At 61.4% G+C, this 20806-nt stretch carries 15 protein-coding genes; 10 read left to right on the top strand and 5 right to left on the bottom strand.

Features of this window, described 5'->3' with window-relative positions:
- Nucleotides 1-20: 20 nt before the first annotated feature.
- From aroQ to ACZRKZ_RS18180, 3 genes are all read right to left on the bottom strand, one after another.
- Entirely contained in the window at nt 21-476 is a 456-nt protein-coding gene (aroQ, locus tag ACZRKZ_RS18190) for a type II 3-dehydroquinate dehydratase (RefSeq protein ID WP_133101509.1), read from the bottom strand.
- Nucleotides 477-652: 176 nt separating this feature from the next.
- Entirely contained in the window at nt 653-2614 is a 1962-nt protein-coding gene (locus ACZRKZ_RS18185) for a methyl-accepting chemotaxis protein (protein ID WP_463982349.1), read from the bottom strand.
- Between the two features lie 54 nt (nt 2615-2668).
- Nucleotides 2669-4339, bottom strand: a complete 1671-nt coding sequence (locus tag ACZRKZ_RS18180) for a diguanylate cyclase (RefSeq protein WP_463982348.1) — start codon at nt 4337-4339, stop codon at nt 2669-2671.
- A 316-nt stretch (nt 4340-4655) separates the two neighbouring features.
- Here ACZRKZ_RS18180 and ACZRKZ_RS18175 point away from each other — a divergent pair, with 316 nt between their 5' ends.
- The 4 genes from ACZRKZ_RS18175 to speA all read left to right on the top strand — a co-directional run bounded on the left by ACZRKZ_RS18175 (nt 4656) and on the right by speA (nt 9078).
- Nucleotides 4656-5723, top strand: coding sequence for a DUF2333 family protein (locus ACZRKZ_RS18175; protein WP_149411077.1), 1068 nt, complete (start codon nt 4656-4658; stop codon nt 5721-5723).
- Nucleotides 5724-5726: 3 nt separating this feature from the next.
- Nucleotides 5727-6263, top strand: a complete 537-nt coding sequence (locus ACZRKZ_RS18170) for an NUDIX hydrolase (protein ID WP_463982347.1) — start codon at nt 5727-5729, stop codon at nt 6261-6263.
- Nucleotides 6264-6570: 307 nt separating this feature from the next.
- Entirely contained in the window at nt 6571-6942 is a 372-nt protein-coding gene (locus ACZRKZ_RS18165; RefSeq protein ID WP_463982346.1) for a translation initiation factor Sui1, read from the top strand.
- Nucleotides 6943-7164: 222 nt separating this feature from the next.
- Nucleotides 7165-9078: an arginine decarboxylase gene (gene speA / locus ACZRKZ_RS18160; protein ID WP_463982345.1), complete on the top strand. Its 1914-nt coding sequence runs from the start codon at nt 7165-7167 to the stop codon at nt 9076-9078.
- 63 nt (nt 9079-9141) lie between these two features.
- On the opposite strand, the gene ACZRKZ_RS18155 is transcribed toward speA, so the two are convergent.
- The gene (locus tag ACZRKZ_RS18155; protein WP_463982344.1) at nt 9142-10485 is read right to left on the bottom strand and encodes an MATE family efflux transporter; all 1344 of its coding nucleotides are present in this window, start codon (nt 10483-10485) and stop codon (nt 9142-9144) included.
- A gap of 180 nt (nt 10486-10665) precedes the next feature.
- Here ACZRKZ_RS18155 and ACZRKZ_RS18150 point away from each other — a divergent pair, with 180 nt between their 5' ends.
- Nucleotides 10666-15564, top strand: a complete 4899-nt coding sequence (locus tag ACZRKZ_RS18150; RefSeq protein ID WP_463982343.1) for an alpha-2-macroglobulin family protein — start codon at nt 10666-10668, stop codon at nt 15562-15564.
- Nucleotides 15565-15616: 52 nt separating this feature from the next.
- On the opposite strand, the gene ACZRKZ_RS18145 is transcribed toward ACZRKZ_RS18150, so the two are convergent.
- Nucleotides 15617-15910, bottom strand: a complete 294-nt coding sequence (locus ACZRKZ_RS18145) for a hypothetical protein (RefSeq protein WP_133101518.1) — start codon at nt 15908-15910, stop codon at nt 15617-15619.
- A 99-nt stretch (nt 15911-16009) separates the two neighbouring features.
- Between ACZRKZ_RS18145 and pbpC the strand changes: the two genes are divergently transcribed.
- The 5 genes from pbpC to ACZRKZ_RS18120 all read left to right on the top strand — a co-directional run bounded on the left by pbpC (nt 16010) and on the right by ACZRKZ_RS18120 (nt 20696).
- Nucleotides 16010-18340, top strand: a complete 2331-nt coding sequence (gene pbpC, locus ACZRKZ_RS18140; RefSeq protein WP_463982342.1) for a peptidoglycan glycosyltransferase PbpC — start codon at nt 16010-16012, stop codon at nt 18338-18340.
- Nucleotides 18341-18406: 66 nt separating this feature from the next.
- The gene (locus ACZRKZ_RS18135) at nt 18407-18715 is read left to right on the top strand and encodes a MazG-like family protein (RefSeq protein ID WP_149411070.1); all 309 of its coding nucleotides are present in this window, start codon (nt 18407-18409) and stop codon (nt 18713-18715) included.
- Nucleotides 18708-19457 (top strand): methyltransferase, encoded by a 750-nt coding sequence (locus ACZRKZ_RS18130; protein ID WP_463982341.1) that lies wholly within the window; start codon nt 18708-18710, stop codon nt 19455-19457. The genes ACZRKZ_RS18135 and ACZRKZ_RS18130 overlap by 8 nt, the downstream gene beginning before the upstream one ends.
- Before the next feature lie 24 nt (nt 19458-19481).
- Complete coding sequence (locus ACZRKZ_RS18125) at nt 19482-20081, top strand: DUF4136 domain-containing protein (RefSeq protein ID WP_463969187.1); 600 nt, start codon at nt 19482-19484, stop codon at nt 20079-20081.
- A gap of 57 nt (nt 20082-20138) precedes the next feature.
- Nucleotides 20139-20696: a DUF4136 domain-containing protein gene (locus ACZRKZ_RS18120; protein WP_463969188.1), complete on the top strand. Its 558-nt coding sequence runs from the start codon at nt 20139-20141 to the stop codon at nt 20694-20696.
- Nucleotides 20697-20806: the final 110 nt, after the last annotated feature.

The raw sequence follows: 20806 nt of genomic DNA, 5'->3' as shown, positions 1-20806 counted from the left end.
CGTCAACTCCCAAGGGTCGGTCAGGGGCGCTTGGCCTGTTCTTCAAGCTGTTCCAGGGCGGCCTCCAGGGCCAGTCGGTAACCGCTGGCGCCAAGGCCGCAGATCACTCCTACCGCAACGTCGGAGAAGTAAGAGTGATGGCGGAAAGGTTCGCGTTTGTGCACGTTCGATAAATGCACTTCGATGAATGGGATGCTCACCGCCAGCAGCGCGTCACGTAATGCAACGCTTGTGTGCGTAAAAGCGGCGGGGTTGATCAGGATGAAATCCACGCCTTCGCTGCGCGCGGCGTGAATGCGATCAATCAATTCATACTCGGCATTGCTTTGCAGGTAGAGCAAATGGTGGCCGGCATCACGGGCCCGTCGCTCCAGATCGAGGTTGATCTGTTCGAGGGTCACTGCACCGTAGACGCCCGGTTCACGGGTGCCGAGCAGGTTCAGGTTGGGTCCGTGCAGAACCAGTAAGGTCGCCATCGGCTGTTCCTTGTTATTGGTGTGGGTGCGGCAGAACTCGGCGACTATGCCGCAAAGCCTTTGTGACTGTCCAGTTCCCTGCAATAGGCAGCACGATTAGCGAGGATTACGCAAAATATGTGACTGGAGTGTCGTATCCGGTCATTTGCAGGGAGTAGGTCGCTCCTGGAATCGAGTTAGACGCGAAAGGCCTGCACGGCGGTATTGAGTTGCCCTCCGAGCACCAGCAAATGCTCGCCCTGGCTGCGACCCTGGCCAATACGCAGCAAGTTATCCTCACCTAACTGATGAATCCGCTCACTGTTATCCCGGATCTCACTGACTGCGCCGCTTTGCTGGGCGGTGACATCAGCAATGCGTACAGCAGTGTCGGAAATGGTCTGGATCGCGCCGACGATTTCATCCAGCGCACCGTCGGCGGCCTGGGCTTGCTGGGCGGTGGCTTCGGCGTGTTCGACCTGGGCGCGCATGCCTTCCACCGATTGCCGGGCGGCGGTTTGCAAGTTGGCAATCAGGGTCTGGATTTGTGCAGTGGCAGCCGCTGTGCGCTGGGCCAGTGATCGGACTTCGTCAGCGACCACGGCAAACCCGCGACCGGCCTCACCGGCACGGGCCGCTTCGATCGCAGCGTTGAGGGCCAGCAGGTTAGTCTGGTCGGCAATCGAGCGGATCACCGTCAATACACCGCCAATGGTGGCGGATTCTTCGGCCAGCTTTTCGATCATCTGCGCGTTCTCCTGGACCTCCCCGACCAGCGCGTACAGTCCGGTCAGGCTCAAGCCAATCACCCGTTGGCCTTGCTCCACGGCTTGGCCGGCACTACGGCTGGCCCCGGCGGCCTGGCTGGCATCGCCTGCCACTTGTTGAATGGTGGCTTCCAGCTCCCCAAGGGAATCACGAATCTGCGCGGTATCACCGGCCTGGCGCTCGGCACCGTCATGCAGGCCACCGCTCAGTTCGGCGAGGGCCCGGCTGCTGCCGGCTACTTGTTCGGCGTTTTCGCGAATGGTGCCCACCAGGTTCACCAGATAAACCCGTAAACGATTGAGAGAGGCCTCGATATCGTGCAGTTCGCGGTTGGTCGCGCCCAATACGATCGCCTGGCTGAAATCACCTTCGGCCCAGTTCGACAACGCCGGCGCCAGATTGGTCAGCACCCGCGCCAGGCGCCGCTGCAAGGTGTCGATCAGCAGGGCGATCAACAGGATCAAGCCAATCATCACACCCTGTATTACCCGCACTTCACCCTGGATTTGCCCATGCTGGGCCCGCACCAAGGGCTCCAGTGCGGCGATGGCTTGTTGCACTGCGTCGATTTTCAGGCGAGTGGCAGCGGCCAGTTCACCCCGTTGGCGGATTTGCTCGCGGGTACGTTTCAGCTCTGCCGGATAGCGGGTCAGCAGGCTGTTGAGCTCGCGCTTGAGGTCGACACCGGTGTCCTGGGCCACGGTTTTTTCGCTGCTTTGCAAACCCATCATCGCCGAGAAGTCGTCGCTATTGGACTCGCTGTTGCCCGTCACGCCCAGCAATGGCAGTTGTTCCAGCAAGTCAGCCTGGCTGTGGATGCTGGCCACTTCCCGCTCGACATCGTTGGCCAGTTCACTGCGTCCACTGCTGACCAGCTTGTTCCTGGCCAGGGACAGTTTGGCCAAGTGTTGGGATGCCACCAGCAAGGGCGGTAGATAACGTGCCGCCTCAGGGGTATTGACGCCTGCGGCGTACTGACTCAGTTGCTCCAGGTTAGCCCCCAGCTCCCGCTCGGCTTGCAGCAGCAGGGCTTGCGGATCGCCCGCCAGCTTGCCGGCGGCCAGCAGCTCGGTCTTGCTGAAACCATCCAGGTCGGCAAGGCTGGGGCGAAGGTTGTGGGCGAGGTCAGGAGGCAAATCGTCGAGGTGTTGCAGCAGGTTTTCCAGGCTCTGGCTGGCGCTGCTCAGGCGCAGTGCATCGCCGCTGGCCAGGTAGTCGTCGATATTGCGTGCGGCCTGATTCTGGAAGGTCTGAGACAGGCCCAGATAGCGTTCCATCAATAGGTAAGGGCGCTCCAGCGCCCGTTGCGACCACCAGAGCGTAGCGCCTAGGGCCAGGCAAACGGCGACCAGCAGAAGGGTGTTCAGGTTCGTCAGCAGCTTCAGGCGCATGCGTGGTTTCAACCAACGGCAGAAGGATAAGTGCCTGAAGTTATTGCGCTTTCGTTACAGCGTTATGACGGACTGAGTAGAATCCGATGAAAAGGTGGCACTTTGCCGTGATGGTTCGGCGGCCTGCACACGATTGCGCCCGGCATGCTTGGCGCGGTACAGCGCTTCATCGGCCTGGGCGGCCATCATCAGGCTGTCGGAGCCATCGCACAGTTCAACTACCCCGGCGCTGAAGGTGCACCACAGGTCCTGGGGTTGGGCCGGGTAATGGATTTCAGCAAAGCGCCCACGAATTTCATCGAGTACTTTGCAGGCCGAGTCCATGTCGGTGTCGGGCATGACGATGGCGAACTCTTCGCCGCCATAGCGACCGATAAAGTCGGTCTTGCGCAGTCGCTGCTTGAGAAACAGCGCCAGGCTCTTGATCACGCGGTCGCCCATGGGATGGCCGTGGCTGTCGTTGACCCGCTTGAAGTGGTCAATGTCGAGCATGGCAAAACTCAACGGCTTGTCCTCGCGACGGGCGCGGAAGCTGCAGTCTTCCAGCAGTTGCAGGATATGGGTGTGGTTGTACAGCCCGGTCAGGCTGTCGCGCACCATCCGCGCCTTGAGATGCCGGGCCCTTGCTGCGCGGTTGCGTACGGTGGTGATCAGGTGCCGTGGCTTGATCGGTTTGGTGAGGAAGTCGTCGCCGCCTTCACTCATGGCGTCCAGTTGCTTGTCCAGGTCGTCTTCGGCCGACAGGTAAATAATCGGCACGCTGACATAGCGGTCGTTGTGGCGAATGACCTTGGCCAGTTCGGTGCCGGTACAGGCGGGCATGTACATGTCGAGGATGATCAGGTCAGGCTGGAAATCCGCCAGCTCGGCCATGGCCTGGATCGGTTCGATCAGGGTGCGGGTGACGATGCCGGCACTGTTGAGCAGGCGCTCGGTGTGCATGGCCTGGGCGCGGGAGTCGTCGATGATCAGCACTTTATAGGGCTCGTACTGGGCGACGCAGGTCAGTACCTCGATTTTTTCCAGCAGACTCGATGCTTCCAGCGTGCCGGTCAGAAACTCCTGACCCCCGGCGCGCACGGCGGCCAGGCGAGTCGGGGTGTCGGTTTCGTGGAGGCTGAAAAACAGCAGCGGCAGTTTCTGCTCCAGGCCTTCCTGGGCTTCGGCCGCCAATAGCAGGCCCAGGCCTGTACCGCAGAAGTCCACGTCGATCACAATCGCCGCCGGCAAGCGCTCTGCCATGGATGAGCGAAATGCCGCCACGCTGTCCAGGGATTGTGCGCTTAAGCCGAAGAACTCCAGCTGCTTGGCCAGGCGCTCGGCGCGGTCGTGATCGGCCAGCATCACGTAGATCGGTTTGCGCATCGGGGGCAGCGAGGTTTGTTCCAACTGGTCGCCCTGGCGCAAACCGGTGCGAGACAGACGTTGCATCAAGCGGTTGAGTTCGCTGATCAGGTTGCTGCTCAGGCGGCCGCGATTATCGTCTACAGCCTTGAGTGATTCGATGATGTGCCGCGCCAGTTGGCCGTGTTCCGGCTGTTCGAAGCGCTCGGCGAAACGCAGCAGGCGCAGGTTGGCTTCGCTGAGTTCGGATAAATCGGCGCTCGACCATTCGCTGCGTTGCAGGCGCTGCCAGATCTCAAGGATTTGACGCGCCTGATGAATTACCCGCTGGGCAAAATGGTGCTTGAGGCGCTCACGGCTGGGGTCTTCTGGCTCGGTCATATCCTGACTACTAGTAAGGGTGCATGCTGAGGTCGACTGATGGCTCCATGCTATCATCTCTTTCCATTCGCACGAGTGTCATACGTCAATTAACTGCAAGGTCATGCTTATTCATTTACTGACCGCGGGGTCGCAGGGACAGATAGGCGCATAGGCGCAAAAGCGCCCATCCTTTATAGTTGAGCGCCGCCCAAGCGCCACCTTGATTTAAAAGCACCGCACAGACTGGCACGATGGGGTAGGGTTGTGGTCGTAGCTATTGAACGCACGCCATCGACTCAAGTGCATGAACTCAAGTGATTGAAAGGATATCGCCATGCTGGACTGGAAAAACCGTGCAGGCAGCGCACCGGGCCCAAGCCCTGCGCCCAAGTCAGCTCCCCGCAGCTATTTGCGTGGCCTGCTGATGAGCCGCGCCTTGCTCACCCTGGTGGCCCTTTACCTGCTGGTCAGCGGTGGCCTGGGCTGGTATTGGAGCCAGGAGCCGGCCTTGTTTCCGGTCCAGCAGAACGCCCAGATTGCCGCCGAGAAAGACGGCAAGCAAATGGTGTTGGGCTTCACCACCGTCGAAACCCTCAAGACCGTCGTTGGCACGTTGCTCAACAAACCGGGCGGCTATATCTCCAATGACCGATTCCCGCCGGGCCTGTGGATGGACAACACGCCGAGTTGGGAATATGGCGTGCTGGTCCAGGTCCGTGACCTGACCCGCGCCCTGCGCAAGGACTTCGCCCGGTCCCAGTCGCAGTCGGCGGAAGATGCGGACTTGGCCAAGGCTGAGCCGCGCTTCAACTTCGACAACAGGAGTTGGGTGCTGCCGTCCAGCGAATCGGAATACCAGGATGGCATCAACTCCCTGAGCCGCTATGAAGCACGGTTGTCGGACCCTAATCAGAAAGGCGCGCTGTTCTATGCCCGCGCCGACAACCTGAATAACTGGCTCGGCGATGTTGCCACTCGCCTGGGGTCGTTGTCGCAACGGCTGTCGGCCAGCGTCGGCCGGGTCAAGCTCAACACTGCACTGAAAACCGAAGCCCTGGCACCGGGTGAAGTACCGCAGGTCGATGAAGAAGTGGTGGAAACCCCATGGATGCAGATCGACAACGTGTTCTATGAGGCGCGCGGCCAGGCCTGGGCGCTGTCTCATTTGTTGCGTGCCATCGAAGTCGACTTCGCCGACGTACTGGCCAAGAAGAACGCCACGGTCAGCGTGCGTCAGATCATTCGTGAACTGGAAGCCTCGCAAGAGCCGGTGTGGAGCCCAATGATCCTCAATGGCAGCGGCTTCGGCGTGTTGGCTAACCACTCGCTGGTGATGGCCAACTACATTTCCCGGGCCAACGCAGCGGTGATCGATTTGCGTCAACTGCTAAACCAGGGTTGAGTCATGGTCGATAGTTCCCAAGAGGCCGCCCACCGTGCGGCCTCGGATGCCGAACAGATTGCCTGGGTCGACGAGCAGGACAACCTGCTCGGCGCTCTGGTGCGCTCCGATTTACGCGAGCGTGGCCTGATCGGGCGAGGCACCTACATCATGCTGTTCAATTCTGCCGGTGAGCTGTGCGTGCATCGGCGCACTCTGAGCAAGGCTATTTACCCCGGTTACTGGGATGTGGCCGCGGGCGGCATGGTTGCTGCCGGAGAGACCTACGCCGATTCGGCGGCCCGTGAGCTGGAAGAGGAGTTGGGCGTCAGCGGCGTTGAACTGACCGCCCATGACCACTTCTTCTTTGAAGACACCGGCAACCGGCTGTGGTGTTCGGCGTTCTCGGCGGTGTGGGACGGGCCTTTGCATCTGCAGCCTGAAGAAGTGCTGGAAGCGCGCTTCATGCCTGTCGAAGCGGTGCTCAAAGATATCGAAGAAAAGCCCTACTGCCCGGACTCCCTGGCCGCGCTGCATCGTTATCTGGCCTCACATCGCTAAGGTTGCATAAAATTGCGCTATTTGACTCTTAGCAAGTGGGCTTTTTGTCGTTACACTGCGCGACTTTTCAAGCTGAACCGCCTTTGCTTCATCATGTAGGAGCGAGCTTGCTCGCGAAGGACGTCAACGATAACGCGGGCTGCCAGACAGCACGCACCGTCCTCAGGTTTTTCGCGAGCAAGCTCGCTCCTACAGGTTTTTGAAGTGTTTGCGGTTCAGTAGCGCTGCCCCTGCCTGAGTGGGGCTTCGCGGTCGGTGACCCTTTTGCGGGCGCTGATCAGTCTTTGTCCTCCCAAGAGGATTGCCGGTGGCCAAAAAAGCCGCATCCTTCGCCGCCCTTGGTGGCCTGGTATTTTCCACCGACGCAGGTCGACATTGCCCGGACTGTCGCCAGCCCGTGGACGCCTGTACCTGCAAACAAACCCTGATCGCTGAAGGCGATGGCATTGCCCGCGTACGTCGCGAGAGCAAGGGCCGCGGCGGCAAGACGGTGACGACCATCACCGGCGTACCGTTGGCCGAGGATGCGCTCAAGGAGTTGGCCACCACGCTGAAGAAGCGTTGTGGCACCGGTGGCGCCCTGAAAGACGGGATCATCGAAATCCAGGGCGATCACGTCGAATTGCTGTTAGCCGAGCTGATCAAGCTCGGTTACAAGGCGAAGAAGTCCGGCGGCTAGCAGCCTCTGTGAAAACCACCTCCCCGATGAGCCCGATGCCTTGCAGTTCAAGGCCAGGCCGTCGCTCTCATGGTTTTCACAGAGCCTGTTTCTGACTGGTGTCTAAACTCTGTCCTGCAAGCGGGGTCTACCCCTCTCACAGGCAAATCGTCATTTTCACTCTTTAGACTGCGCCAGCCTCTGAATTGGGTGGCGCTCTTCGACTTTATATAGGGGACTTCGATGTCCGTACGACGCACACGCAAAGACGATGGTAGCCAATGGACAGTTGCGGACAGCCGTAGTGTTTACGGAATTCGCCATTGGGGGGCCGGGTATTTCGCGATCAATGACGCCGGTCGCGTCGAGGTTCGTCCGAACGGCCCCAGCAGTTCACCCATCGATTTGTACGAGCAAGTGGAGCAGTTGCGCAAAAGCGGCCTGTCCTTGCCTCTGTTGGTGCGCTTCCCGGACATTCTGCAAGACCGCGTGCGTCAGTTGACCGGTGCCTTCGACGCCAATATCGAGCGCCTGGAATACCAGAGCAAATACACCGCGCTGTACCCGATCAAGGTCAACCAGCAGGAAGCGGTGATTGAAAACATCATCGCTACCCAGGACGTGTCCATTGGCCTGGAAGCCGGCTCCAAGCCGGAACTGCTGGCAGTCCTGGCCCTGGCGCCGAAGGGCGGCACCATCGTCTGCAACGGCTACAAGGACCGCGAATTCATCCGCCTGGCGCTGATGGGCCAGAAGCTGGGCCACAACGTCTTTATCGTGATCGAGAAAGAGTCCGAAGTCAGCCTGGTGATCGAAGAAGCCGCCAACCTCAAGGTCAAGCCTCAGATCGGGCTGCGAGTGCGTCTGTCGTCGCTGGCGTCGAGCAAGTGGGCGGACACCGGTGGCGAGAAATCCAAGTTCGGCTTGTCGGCCGCGCAGTTGTTGTCGGTGGTTGAGCGTTTCCGCGCCGCCAGCCTGGACCAGGGCATTCGCCTGCTGCACTTCCATATGGGCTCGCAGATCGCCAACCTGGCGGACTACCAGCACGGGTTCAAGGAAGCCATTCGTTACTACGGCGAACTGCGCAACCTCGGCCTGCCGGTGGACCACATCGACGTCGGCGGCGGCCTGGGTGTTGACTACGACGGTACTCATTCGCGCAACGCCAGTTCGATCAACTACGACATGGACGATTACGCCGGTGTCGTGGTCGGCATGCTCAAGGAATTTTGCGACGCCCAGAACCTGCCGCACCCGAACATTTTCTCCGAGAGCGGCCGTTCCCTGACCGCCCACCACGCCATACTGGTGGTGCAAGTCACCGACGTCGAAAAACACAACGACGACGTGCCGGCGATCGAGAACAAGGAAAGTCTGCCGGAGACCGTGCAATGGCTGGTGGACCTGCTGGGTCCGACCGACATTGAAATGGTCACCGAAACCTACTGGCGCGCCACCCACTACATGAGCGACGTGGCCTCCCAGTACGCCGATGGCAAACTGACCCTGGCAGAAAAAGCCCTGGCCGAGCAGTGCTACTTCGCGGTGTGCCGCCGTCTGCACAACTCGTTGAAGGCTCGTCAGCGCTCCCATCGCCAAGTGTTGGACGAACTCAACGACAAGCTCGCCGACAAGTACATCTGCAACTTCTCGGTGTTCCAGAGCCTGCCGGACACCTGGGCCATCGGCCAGGTGCTGCCGATCCTGCCGTTGCACCGTCTCGACGAAGAGCCGATGCGCCGCGCCGTGCTGCAAGACCTGACCTGCGACTCCGACGGCAAGATCAAGCAATACGTCGACGAGCAGAGCATTGAAACCAGCCTGCCGGTCCATGCTTTGAACGACGGAGAGGATTACCTGCTGGGGATTTTCCTGGTGGGCGCCTACCAGGAAATTCTCGGTGACATGCACAACCTGTTCGGTGACACCGACTCGGTGAACCTCTACCAGAAGGAGGACGGTTCGGTGTACAGCGCTGGGATCGAAACCCACGACACCATCGAAGACATGCTGCGCTATGTGCACTTGTCGCCGGAAGAGTTGATGACTCACTACCGTGACAAGTGCGCCAGCGCCAAGATCACGGCGGCGGAGCGGACCCAGTTCCTCGATGCATTACGTCTGGGGCTGACGCGCTCTTCGTACCTGTCGTCTTGAGTCGTTAGCGGCTAAACAAAACCCACCGTTGCTGGTGGGTTTTTTTATGTTCGCTCGGCGGATTCAACCTTGGGAGAACCATCGATCCTGGTGGCTCAAGTGCCAGGCGAAGGCGGCCAGGATCACGCTGCGCAGGACCATGAACAACAGGAAGGTCAGCCACAGTCCGTGATTGCCAAAACCTTGCAGCGCCCAGGCAAGCGGTAGCAAAAGGGCGACACTCAGCAGCATGCCGTTGCGCATTTCGCGCGCGCGGGTGGCACCGATGAACAGCCCATCCAGCAGATAACTCCACACCGCAACCAGCGGCAGTACCGCCAGGTACGGTAAGTAGATGAACGCCGTTTCGCGCACGCTGGGAATGTCGGTCTGCATGGCAATAAACAAGTGGCCGGCAACGGCGAAGAGCAGGGCGAAGGCGGCGCTGGCCAGCAGTGACCAACCGCAGGCGACCACCAGCGTGCGGCGCAAGGCCTGACGGTCGTGGGCGCCGATGGCATGGCCGCACAGCGCTTCGACGGCGTGGGCCAGTCCGTCCAGTGCGTGGGCGGTGAGCAACAGGCCGTTGAGTAGTAACGCATTAGCTGCCACGGTGGCATCGCCCAAACGAGCACCTTGCACGGTGATCATGAAAAACACCGATTGCAAGGCCAGGCTGCGGATAAAGATGTCGCGGTTGACCGCCAGCAAAGGGCGCCAGCTTGCCCAAATCGTCAAGGCCGCCCAGGCGATATGGCCGGGGTAAGCGCGCAGGGCTTTTTGCGTCAGCGCCAGGCCCAGCAGGGCGCCGGTCCATTCGGCGATTACCGAGGCGCGAGCCGAACCCACCACGCCCCAATCCAGGCCCATGACGAACCACAGGTTCAGGGCGATGTTCACCAGATTGGTGGTCAACAGGATTGCCAGCGGTGCGCGGGCGTTCTGGGTGCCGAGGAACCAGCCAACCAAGGCATAACTGGCCAGGGCGGCAGGCAGGCCGAACAGACGGGTGTGGAAAAATTCGCGGGTCAGCTGACTCAGCTCAGGCGAAGGTTGCATCCAGTCCAGTACCAGGCCGCTCAGTGGAACCCCAATGGTCCCCAGCACCATCGCCAATCCCAGCGCCAGCAGCAAACCCTGCAACAGAATCTGCCGCAACGCCGCACCATCCCCGCGCCCGGCAGCCTGGGCGGCAAACCCGGTGGAACCCATGCGCAGAAACCCCATGGCCCAGGCCAGGAAGGTATACAGGCTGGCGCCGACGGCTACGGCACCGAGTTGATGAGCATGGGGTAGATGGCCGATGACCATGCTGTCCACCAGCGCCACCAGCGGCACCGAGATATTCGACAGAATCATTGGCGCCGCCAGGGCCCAGACGCGGCGATGGGTGGGGCGGTGGCGCCAGTCGGTAAGTAGGGTGGACATGCAGGCTCCTTTGGGGAGCGGCATTGTAACTGGGCCTGTGGCATACGCGACTTGATCATTCCCACGCGGAGCATGGGAACGATAAGTGCCCTCCGTCGGTCAATGTGAGCAGCGCCACAGCCGGTTCGGTGCCACTGATATATAGTTCACCCCTCAGACACCCCTGACAACGAGTGCCCCATGCTTAACAAAGGACTGTTCCTGGCTTGCACGCTGGCCCTGCTGAGCGCCTGCGATTCATCTGATAAACCGGTTGCTCCTCCCGTACCTGCGGCGGCGACAGCACCGAAACAGGTCAAGCCAGCGGTAGACGTGGCGGCGCTCAAGCAGCGCTACGCCGGTCGTGAATTAAGTGTGGTGGACGTGTCCGAAGTCCAACTGGACGGCGCGAGCACCTTGTCGGTGAGTTTCTCGATCCCGCTGGACCCCGAGCAGAAGTTCGAAGGCAAACTGCATTTGGTGGACAGCAAGGATGGCAAGGTCGATGGGGCCTGGGAGCTGTCGGACAACCTCATGGAACTGCGCCTGCGCCACCTTGAGCCCCAGCGCAAACTGGTGCTGACCGTGGACGCCGGCCTGCGTGGGGTCAACGACGCCAAGCTCGCCGCCGAGTACGTCAGCCGCCTGGAAACCCGTGACCTGCAAGCCACCGTCGGTTTCGCCAGTCGTGGCACCTTGTTGCCGACTCGCTTGGCCGAAGGCCTGCCGGTGATTGCGCTGAACGTCGACAAGATCGACGTCGAATTCTTCCGCATCAAGCCCGAGTCCCTGCCGGCGTTCCTCGCCCAGTGGGGCCGCAACACCAGCCTGCAAAGCTATGAGTCCCGCGAACTGCTGCCCATGGCCGACCTGGTGTATGGCGGCCGCTTTGACCTCAATCCAGCGCGCAATACCCGTGAAACCCTGTTGCTGCCGATTGCCGGCCTCAAGCAGTTGCAAGAGCCCGGCGTCTACCTCGCGGTCATGCGCGCCTCGGGCACCTACAACTATTCGCAACCGGCCACGCTGTTCACCTTGAGTGACATCGGCCTGTCGGTGCACCGCTACCAGAATCGCCTGGACGTCTTCACCCAGGCCCTGGAAGGCGGCAAGGCCCTGGACGGTGTCGAGCTGGAAATCCTCGACGCCGAAGGCCGCGTGCTCGGCCAGGGTAAAACCGAGAAGGGCGGCCATGCCCAGTTGCCGTTGCCGAAAAAGGCCCAGGTGCTGCTGGCCAAGCAGGGCGAGCAAACCAGCCTGCTGCGTCTGGACAGTGCGGCTCTGGACCTGGCGGAGTTCGACATCGGCGGCCAGCCGGCACACCCGCTGCAATTCTTTGTATTTGGCCCCCGTGACCTGTATCGCCCCGGCGAAACCGTGCTGCTCAATGCCTTGCTCCGGGACAAGGACGGTCAGGCCGTCAAGCCTCAGCCGGTGAGTGTGGAAGTACGTCGCCCCGATGAGCAGGTCAGCCGCAAGTTTGTCTGGGACGCTGACGCTTCCGGTCTGTATCAATACCAACTGCAACTGGCCGGTGAAGCGCCGACCGGGCGCTGGCAGTTGGTGTTCGACCTGGGTGATGGCAAGCCGCAACTCTATGAATTCCTCGTCGAAGACTTCCTGCCCGAACGCCTGGCCCTGGAACTCAAGGGTAGCGACACACCGCTGAGCCCTGCTGACAACGCCACCATTCACGTCAATGGCCGCTACCTGTATGGCGCGCCGGCGTCCGGCAATCGGGTCAGTGGGCAAGTCTATGTGCGACCGCTGCGCGAGGCGGTCAAGTCGCTGCCGGGTTATCAGTTTGGTTCGGTGACCGAAGAAGAACTAAGCCAGGATTTTGAACTGGATGAAAGCGTACTCGACGCCAAGGGCGAAGAGCTGCTGACCCTGGAAAGCAAATGGAGTGATGCCAAGTCGCCGCTGCAACTAATCGTCCAGGCCAGCCTGCAAGAGTCAGGCGGTCGCCCGATCACTCGCCGGTTGGTGCAACCGATATGGCCAGCCGAGCAACTGCCGGGCTTGCGCGGCTTGTTCGACGGCACTGAGACCAATGGCGATGGCCCGGCGGAATTCGAAGTACTGGTGGCCAATCAGGAAGGCCAGAAACTCGCCGCCGAGAACCTCAAGGTGCGACTGGTGCGCGAGCGTCGCGACTATTACTGGAACTACTCGGACAATGACGGCTGGAGCTATCACTACAACGAGAAATTTCTCAACCTCGACGAACAGACCGTCAACATCAAGGCCGGCGATACCGCTAAGGTCAGCTTCCAGGTGGAGTGGGGCCCGTACCGTGTCGAGGTCGAAGACCCGCAGACCGGGCTGATCAGCAGCGTGCGTTTCTGGGCTGGCTACCAGGCCCAGGACAACACCGAAGGCGGCGCCGTGCGTCCGGATCAGGTCAAGCTGGCGCTGGATAAACCGGCCTATGGCGACGGCGACACCGCCAACGTTACGGTCACGCCACCGGCTGCGGGCAAAGGTTACTTGCTGGTGGAATCCAGCGAAGGGCCGTTGTGGTGGCAGGAAATCGACGTGCCGGCCGAAGGCAAAAGCTTTGCGGTGAAGCTCGATCCGAAATGGTCACGTCATGATCTGTACGTCAGCGCCCTGGTGATTCGCCCCGGCGAGCGCAAGGCCAATATCACGCCAAAACGTGCGGTGGGCTTGCTCCATCTGCCACTTGATCGCACCCAGCGCAAGCTTGGCCTGACGCTTACAACACCGGAAAAAATGCGTCCCAAGCAGCCACTGACGGTGAAGATTACGGCAAAAAATGCCGACGGCAGCGTGCCGAAACAAGTCCATGTGCTGCTGGCGGCGGTGGACGTGGGCATTCTCAATATCACTGAATACCCGACGCCGGACCCGTACTCCAGCCTGTTTGGCCGCAAGGCTTACGGCGTGGACCAGTTCGACATTTATGGCCAACTGATCGAAGCCGGGCAGGGCCGTCTGGCCAGTCTGGCGTTCGGTGGCGATGCGGCGCTGGCCAAAGGCGGCAAGCGCCCGGACACCAGCGTGACCATCGTCGCGTTGCAGAGCGCGCCGGTCACGTTGAACGAGAAAGGCGAGGGCGAAGTCAGCGTCAATATCCCCGACTTCAACGGTGAACTACGCCTGATGGCCCAAGCCTGGAGTGACGATCGCTACGGTATGGCCGAAGGCAAGACGGTGATTGCCGCGCCACTGATTGCCGAGCTATCGGCGCCGCGCTTCCTGGCTGGCGGTGACCAGACACGTCTGGCCCTGGACTTGTCTAACCTGTCGGGCAAGGCGCAGAAGCTGGATGTGCAATTGACTGCCGAAGGGCAGTTGACCCTGCTCGGCGAGCCATCCCACAGCGTGCAACTGACTCAAGGCCAGCGCACCACCTTGCAGATTCCCGTGCGGGCGTTGGGTGGGTTTGGCCAGGGCAAGGTCAAGGTCACCGTCAATGGCCTCGACTTGCCGGGTGAGAACCTGCCGCCGTTTACCCGCGAATGGACCCTGGGCGTGCGTCCGGCTTATCCGGCGCTGCTCAAGCAATACCGCGCGGTGCTCAAGGATGAAACCTGGAGCTTGCCAGACGCCGAACTGGCGCTGTTCGAACCGGCCGGGCGCGAAGCGTTACTGAGCCTGTCGAGCCGTCCGCCGTTGAACCTCGGTGAACAGATTCGAGCGCTCAAGGCTTACCCCTATGGTTGCCTGGAGCAAACCGCCAGCGGTCTGTACCCGTCGTTGTATGCCGATGCGGCGGTGCTCACGCGCCTGGGCCTCAAGGGTGAGCCGGATGTCGAGCGCAAGCGCAAGATCGAGATAGGCATCGAGCGCCTGCTGGGCATGCAGCGCTACAACGGCAGCTTCGGTCTGTGGGGCGCCGATGGTGAGGAAGAGTACTGGCTGACGGCTTATGTCACCGACTTCCTGCTGCGGGCTCGCGAGCAAGGTTTTGCCGTGCCGCCTGAAGCACTCAAAAAGGCCAGCGAGCGACTGCTGCGTTATGTACAGGAACGCAACCTGATCGAAGTCGACTACAGCGACAACGCCGACCACACCCGCTTTGCAGTGCAGGCCTACGCAGGCATGGTCCTGGCCCGCAGTCAGCAGGCGCCGCTGGGGGCGTTGCGCAGCTTGTTCGAACGGCGTACCGATGCCCGTTCTGGTTTGCCGTTGGTGCAACTGTCCATCGCCCTGCAAAAAATGGGCGATCAGCCCCGTGCCGATCAAGCCTTGGTGGCTGGGCTGGCAGCTACCCGTAAAGGTAATGAGTGGCTGGCCGACTACGGCAGCCCGCTGCGGGACCAGGCGATGATTCTGGCGTTGCTGGAAGAGAATGACTTGGCCAAGGGCAAGCGCGAGGAGCGGCTGTTCGACCTGTCGGACCAGATGGCCGCCAATCAGTGGCTGTCGACCCAGGAGCGTAATTCGCTGTTCCTCGCTGGTCGTGGCCTGCTGGGCAAGCCGGAATCCAACTGGACCGCCCAGTTCACCAGCGGCGGCGAAACCCGCGAGCTGAACAACGGGCAATCGGGCTTGAAGTTGGAAGGCGCGTTGCTGACCTCGCCGCTGACCTTGCGTAACGAGGGCAGCGAGCCGGTCTACCAGCAACTGAGCATTTCCGGTTACCCACTGCAGCCACCGGCCGCTGGTGGTGAGAACCTGAGTATTCGTCGTGAATACCTGGGGATGAATGGCCAGCCGCTGAACCTGCGCAATCTCAACAGTGGTGATCTGGTGCTGGTGCACCTGGCAGTCAGTGCCAATAAGCAGCGGGTGCCGGATGCCCTGGTGGTGGACTTGTTGCCAGCCGGCCTGGAGCTGGAAAACCAGAACCTGGCACAAAGTGCCGCCAGCCTGGAAAACGCCAGCAGCCAGGTCAAGGAATGGCGCGAGTCGATGCAGAACGCGTCCCTCAAGCATCAGGAGTTCCGCGATGACCGCTACGTGGCGGCGCTGAATCTGGACGGCTACGGCACCACACACCTGCTGTACCTGGCCCGTGCGGTGACGCCCGGCACCTATCGTGTGCCGCCGCCGCAAGTGGAGTCGATGTATCGGCCGAACTGGCAGGCAGTGGGGGAAACCCCGGCGGACATGGTGATCAAGGGGCGTTGATATACACCTCCTGTAGGCGCGAGCAAGCTCGCTCCTACAGGAGGTGGGGTCGTTAGTGAACCACCCAACTCAACAGCCACAACCCGAGCATCAGCCAGATAATGCCCATGATGATCGAGGCCCGCATAAAGGCGCGAACCGCCGAGTACAACAGCATCAGGCCGATGATCAGGGTGATGATGCTGATGATCGAGGTATCCATGCCCAGGGTGCGGGACAGGCCTTCGATAAAGTTGCCGCCAGCATGAGTCAACGCGTTGAACAACCCACTGAGCCCATCGACGATAAACCGGATGACGGAACCGAGCGCCTGGCCCAGCCATTCGAAAAAGCTTTCTACCTGCATGTGTGTGTCCTGATAAAAAGGTGGGCGTATCTGCCGGACCTGAGCCTTTGGTCGTTAATCCCACGGGCTAGTTCCCTTGAAGCATAGAGGTTTGCAGGTTTGAGTTTGCGATTAGTTGCGCGTTGGACGCTGGGCAGTGTGGTGCTGGTGATTGCCTTGTTATGGCTCGCCGACCGTCTCTGGCCGTTGCCGCTGCCCAAGGACGACCTGGCCCGCGTGGTGCTGGCTGAAGACGGTACGCCGCTGTGGCGCTTTGCCGATGCCAATGGCGTATGGCGCTACCCGGTGGAAAACAGCGAAGTCTCGCCGTACTACCTTGACGCCCTGCTGACCTACGAAGACCGCTGGTTTTATCAGCATCCTGGCGTAAACCCGCTCGCGTTGGTACGCGCCACCTGGCAGAACCTCACCGGTGCGCGGGTGGTGTCCGGCGGCAGCACCTTGTCGATGCAAGTGGCGCGCTTGCTCGATCCCCACTCGCGGACTTTCCACGGCAAGCTGCGGCAACTGTGGCGCACGGCCCAGTTGGAGTGGCACCTGTCCAAGGAGCAGATCCTCAACCTCTACCTCAATCGCGCGCCCTTCGGCGGCACCTTGCAGGGTGTGGCTGCTGCCAGTTGGGCTTATCTGGGCAAGTCGCCACAGCAACTGACCCACGCCGAAGCCGCCTTGCTCGCGGTGTTGCCCCAGGCGCCAAGTCGCTTGCGCCCGGATCGTCATCCGTTGCGTGCCCAGCAAGCGCGGGACAAGGTGTTACGCCGGCTGGCTGAGTTTCAGGTGTGGCCGCAATCTGCCGTCGACGAAGCTCTTGAAGAACCGTTGTTGCTGGCTCCACGCCTGGAGCCGAGCCTCGCGCCGTTGCTGGCCCGCCGGCTAAACCGTCCCGATAGCCCACCGCTGATTCGCACCACCCTGGATGCCACCCTGCAACGTCGCCTCGAAGACCTGCTGCTAGGCTGGCGTGCGCGCCTGCCAGAGCACACGTCGGCGGCGATTCTGGTGGTAGAAGAGGAAACCATGGCGGTGCGCGCCTATCTGGGCTCAGTGGACATCAACGACGCCCGGCGCTTTGGCCATGTCGACATGATCAGCGCCATGCGCTCGCCGGGGTCGACGCTCAAACCCTTCCTTTATGGCATGGCGCTGGACGCCGGGTTGATTCATTCCGAGTCCTTGTTGCAGGACGTGCCACGGCGTTACGGTGATTACCGGCCGGGCAACTTTTCCATGGGCTTCAGCGGTGCGGTACCGGCCAGTACAGCGTTGTCCAGCTCCTTGAACCTGCCGGCGGTGCAATTGCTGGAAGCCTATGGACCGAAGCGCTTTGCCGCGCAAATGCGCATCGGCGGCATGCCCCTGGCGCTGCCGGCCCTGGCCGAACCGAATCTGGCACTGATCCTTGGCGGCGCCGGCAGCCGTCTGGAAGATCTGGTCAGTGGCTACAGCGCCTTCGCCCGGGACGGCAAGAGCGCCAACATTCGTTTGCAGCCGGACGATGTGCTAAGAGAGCGGCCATTACTGTCGCCAGGGGCCGCCTGGATTGTGCGGCGCATCCTCAGCGGCCAGGCGCGACCGGACCGTGACCCTCGGGCCGAGCTGGTGCAGCGGCCGGTGTTGGCCTGGAAAACCGGGACCAGTTATGGCTTTCGCGATGCCTGGGCCATTGGCGTTGGGCCGCGTTACTTGATCGGTGTGTGGATCGGCCGCCCGGATGGCACGCCGGTGCCGGGCCAGTTCGGCCTGGCCTCGGCGGCGCCCTTGATGCTGCAAGTGCATGATGTGCTGACCAATCGCGACAGCCAGCGTGGTATCAGTGCGCCCGTTAAACCGGTGCCGATGAACGTCGGCGTCGCGGCGATCTGCTGGCCGTTGGGTCAACCGATGAGCCGTAGCGATCCCAACTGCCGCCGCCAACGCTTCGCCTGGACGCTGGACAAGACCACGCCGCCGACCTTGCAGGCATTGGATCAGCCGTTGGGTGTCGGGTTGATGGAGACAATCTGGGTCAATGCCAAGGGCCTGCGGGTAGCCGCTAATTGTCCTGGCGCGGTATCTCGGGACGTTGCGCTGTGGCCGGCACCGCTGGAGCCGTGGCTGCCCAGGGTCGAGCGCCGGGAAGCGCGAATTCCCGCAGCTGATCCCGATTGCCCGCCACCCGCGCTGGCGGCGTCGTCGCCGTTGTCCATCGTTGGTGTACGCGAGGGCGATCAACTGCGTCTTCCGTCCGCCAGCCTGCAACGCCTAAGCCTGAAAATCTCCGCCCTGGGCGGCAGCGGCCGGCGCTGGTGGTTTCTCAACGGCGCACCGCTGGGAGACAGCGCCAACCAGGACAGCATCAACGCCAGCTTCGAACGACTGGGCCGCTATCAATTGAGTGTGCTCGATGAGGCAGGGCAGACGGCCAGGGTTGAGTTCAGCGTGGTGGATTAGAGCCGCCACCATTCACTTGCCTTCGCCGGTTATCCGCCCGAAGCTATACACCTTCAGGAGCCCCCCATGAACCTCGAACACCTCACCGAACGCCTGCATCGCATCCGCGATAACAACGACTGGAAGCCATTCCACAGTCCGAAAAACCTGGCCATGGCCGCCAGCGTGGAAATGTCCGAACTGGTGGAGATTTTCCAGTGGCTGAGCGAAGACCAATCGCGCCAGCTACCCGCAGACAAACTCGCCCATGCCGGCCAGGAAGTCGGTGACATCGTGCTGTATCTACTGCTGCTGTGCAGTGAGCTGGGGCTGGACATGGATCAAGTGGTACGCGCCAAGCTGGCCGACAGCGAGCGGCGGTTTGCCCATGAGTGATCGCCATTTCGACCAGCTTGCCACCCGGTTTGCCGAAAAAATCTACGGTGGCGCCAAGGGTGCTATTCGCCTGGCGGTGTTGCAGGCCGACTTGATCGAAACCCTGCCGGACCGCCCGCTGCGGGTGCTGGATATCGGCGCGGGCCTTGGTCATATGTCGCTGTGGCTGGCCGAGCGCGGTCATCAGGTGACTCTGGCCGAGCCCGCCGAGCCGATGCTTGACGGCGCCCGCCAGCGCTTTGCCGAAGCCGGTCAGAGCGCCACCTTTATCCAGGCGCCCTGGCAGGACCTGCTGGGCCAACTCACCGAACCTTACGACCTGGTGTTGTGCCACGCCGTGCTGGAGTGGCTGGCCGAGCCCCATGGGATCCTGCCGGTGCTGCACCAACTGACGGCGCCCGGTGGCTGGTTGTCCCTGGCCTTTTACAACCGCGATGCGCTGATTTACCGCAACCTGCTCAAAGGCCACTTCCGCAAAATGCGCAAGAACGACATGGCCGGCGAAAAGCAGAGCCTGACGCCGCAGCAACCCCTTGATCCCCGGGAGTTGGCGGCGCAACTAGATGGCCTGTGGCAGGTCGAAAGCCAGAGTGGCGTGCGGGTGTTCCACGACTATATGCCGGTGGAGTTCCAGGCCCGCGTCAATTTGCAGGATTTAGTCGAGATGGAGCTCGCTCACCGTCGACACCCAAGCTTTGCCGGACTTGGGCGTTATTTGCACTGGATCTGCCGTCCGGTTTAAACGGCCCAGTCTGCGGAGGTTGAAATGAAGCGCCGTGTCGGATTTATCCTGCTCTGCCTGGGGCTTGGCGCCTGCCAGAGCAACAACCCTTATGTAGCTGCCTCCAGCCCCATTCCTGCGGCGCCTGCCCAGGCAGCCAATACCTTTGATGCCAGCGCCTACCCGGCGCCGGTGCGCGACTATGGCGCCTACCGCAATTGGGCCTGGCGCAACGGCCAGTTGCCGGCGGGCTCGGCTTGGGCCGACTCGGCGCAGATTGCCGAAGCGGTCAGTGGCGCCCTGGATCAACGCGGCTTGCGCCCGATGCATGACAACCGCGCGCCCGACCTGTTGGTCAGCGCTGATGTGCACCAGGAAAAACGCCTGCGTCAGGTCCAGGACAACTATGGCTACGGCGGCTACAACCGCTATGGCAACGGTTACGGCATGTACAACTCGGTGCCTATGGTGCGCACCTATGAAGTGCAGGTCGTGGTGGTGCGGGTCAATTTGTTTGATGCCCGCAGCGGCCAGCCAGTCTGGAGCGCCAGCGCTGAAACCAGCAGCCAGGGAAGTCTGAGTGAACGCGGTGATGCCTTGCGCCAGGCTGTGCAAAAGGCAATGACGGCGTATCCTCCAAGTTAACAACTATTCTCATCTCAGACTCAGATAGCGCCTCAAATAGCCTCTTGGAGAACAATCATGTTGCGTCGTATCGCTTTGCTTGCTTTTGCCGTGCTGCTGGGCGGCTGCCAGACGAGTCAGGTCAACCACGACTTTGATGCCAGCCGCGATTTTGGTGCCTACCGCAGCTGGAGCTGGAAAGACCCCGCGTTGCAGTACCGTCCCGATGATCCGCGGATCAAGAGCGACCTCACCGAACAGCGCATCCGCCAGGCGGTAGGCGAGCAACTGGAACAGCGTGGCTTGCGTCCTGCCGCTGCGGGCACCAAGGCTGACCTGAACGTGCAGACTTACCTGATCGTCGAGGATCGCCAGCAACAAGTCACCACTAACTACGGTGGCGCCTGGGGCGGGCCGTGGAACGGATACTGGGGCGCGCCGATGTACAACGAAACCCGCAACATCACCTACAAAGTCGCGACCATCCAGATCGACCTGCTGGACGGCAAGGACGGCAAGCTGGTGTGGCGCGGCAGCGATGAGCAAATGATGAGCGGCACGCCTAACCCACAGGACCGTAGTGCGGCTGTTCGGGCGACGGTGGCCAAGGTTCTTTCCAACTATCCACCGCGCTGATTGCCTGAATCGGTCCTGAAAACATCGCAGCGATCCCATCGCAGCCTCGCTGGGGCTCGATAGTGCCTACGCAAATTTTAGTTCGCGCCACTCCAGGAGTCGGCAAAAGT

This window comes from Pseudomonas sp. c313, from assembly GCF_055407145.1.
This window is presented reverse-complemented; position numbering and strand designations above follow the sequence as displayed.

What these genes read in the sequence shown, in the direction of transcription:
- aroQ (WP_133101509.1), bottom strand. Translation starts at nt 476, where the DNA reads ATGGCGACCTTACTGGTTCTGCACGGACCCAACCTGAACCTGCTCGGC.
- ACZRKZ_RS18185 (WP_463982349.1), bottom strand. Translation starts at nt 2,614, where the DNA reads ATGCGCCTGAAGCTGCTGACGAACCTGAACACCCTTCTGCTGGTCGCC.
- ACZRKZ_RS18180 (WP_463982348.1), bottom strand. Translation starts at nt 4,339, where the DNA reads ATGACCGAGCCAGAAGACCCCAGCCGTGAGCGCCTCAAGCACCATTTT.
- ACZRKZ_RS18175 (WP_149411077.1), top strand. Translation starts at nt 4,656, where the DNA reads ATGCTGGACTGGAAAAACCGTGCAGGCAGCGCACCGGGCCCAAGCCCT.
- ACZRKZ_RS18170 (WP_463982347.1), top strand. Translation starts at nt 5,727, where the DNA reads ATGGTCGATAGTTCCCAAGAGGCCGCCCACCGTGCGGCCTCGGATGCC.
- speA (WP_463982345.1), top strand. Translation starts at nt 7,165, where the DNA reads ATGTCCGTACGACGCACACGCAAAGACGATGGTAGCCAATGGACAGTT.
- ACZRKZ_RS18155 (WP_463982344.1), bottom strand. Translation starts at nt 10,485, where the DNA reads ATGTCCACCCTACTTACCGACTGGCGCCACCGCCCCACCCATCGCCGC.
- ACZRKZ_RS18150 (WP_463982343.1), top strand. Translation starts at nt 10,666, where the DNA reads ATGCTTAACAAAGGACTGTTCCTGGCTTGCACGCTGGCCCTGCTGAGC.
- ACZRKZ_RS18145 (WP_133101518.1), bottom strand. Translation starts at nt 15,910, where the DNA reads ATGCAGGTAGAAAGCTTTTTCGAATGGCTGGGCCAGGCGCTCGGTTCC.
- ACZRKZ_RS18135 (WP_149411070.1), top strand. Translation starts at nt 18,407, where the DNA reads ATGAACCTCGAACACCTCACCGAACGCCTGCATCGCATCCGCGATAAC.
- ACZRKZ_RS18130 (WP_463982341.1), top strand. Translation starts at nt 18,708, where the DNA reads ATGAGTGATCGCCATTTCGACCAGCTTGCCACCCGGTTTGCCGAAAAA.
- ACZRKZ_RS18125 (WP_463969187.1), top strand. Translation starts at nt 19,482, where the DNA reads ATGAAGCGCCGTGTCGGATTTATCCTGCTCTGCCTGGGGCTTGGCGCC.
- ACZRKZ_RS18120 (WP_463969188.1), top strand. Translation starts at nt 20,139, where the DNA reads ATGTTGCGTCGTATCGCTTTGCTTGCTTTTGCCGTGCTGCTGGGCGGC.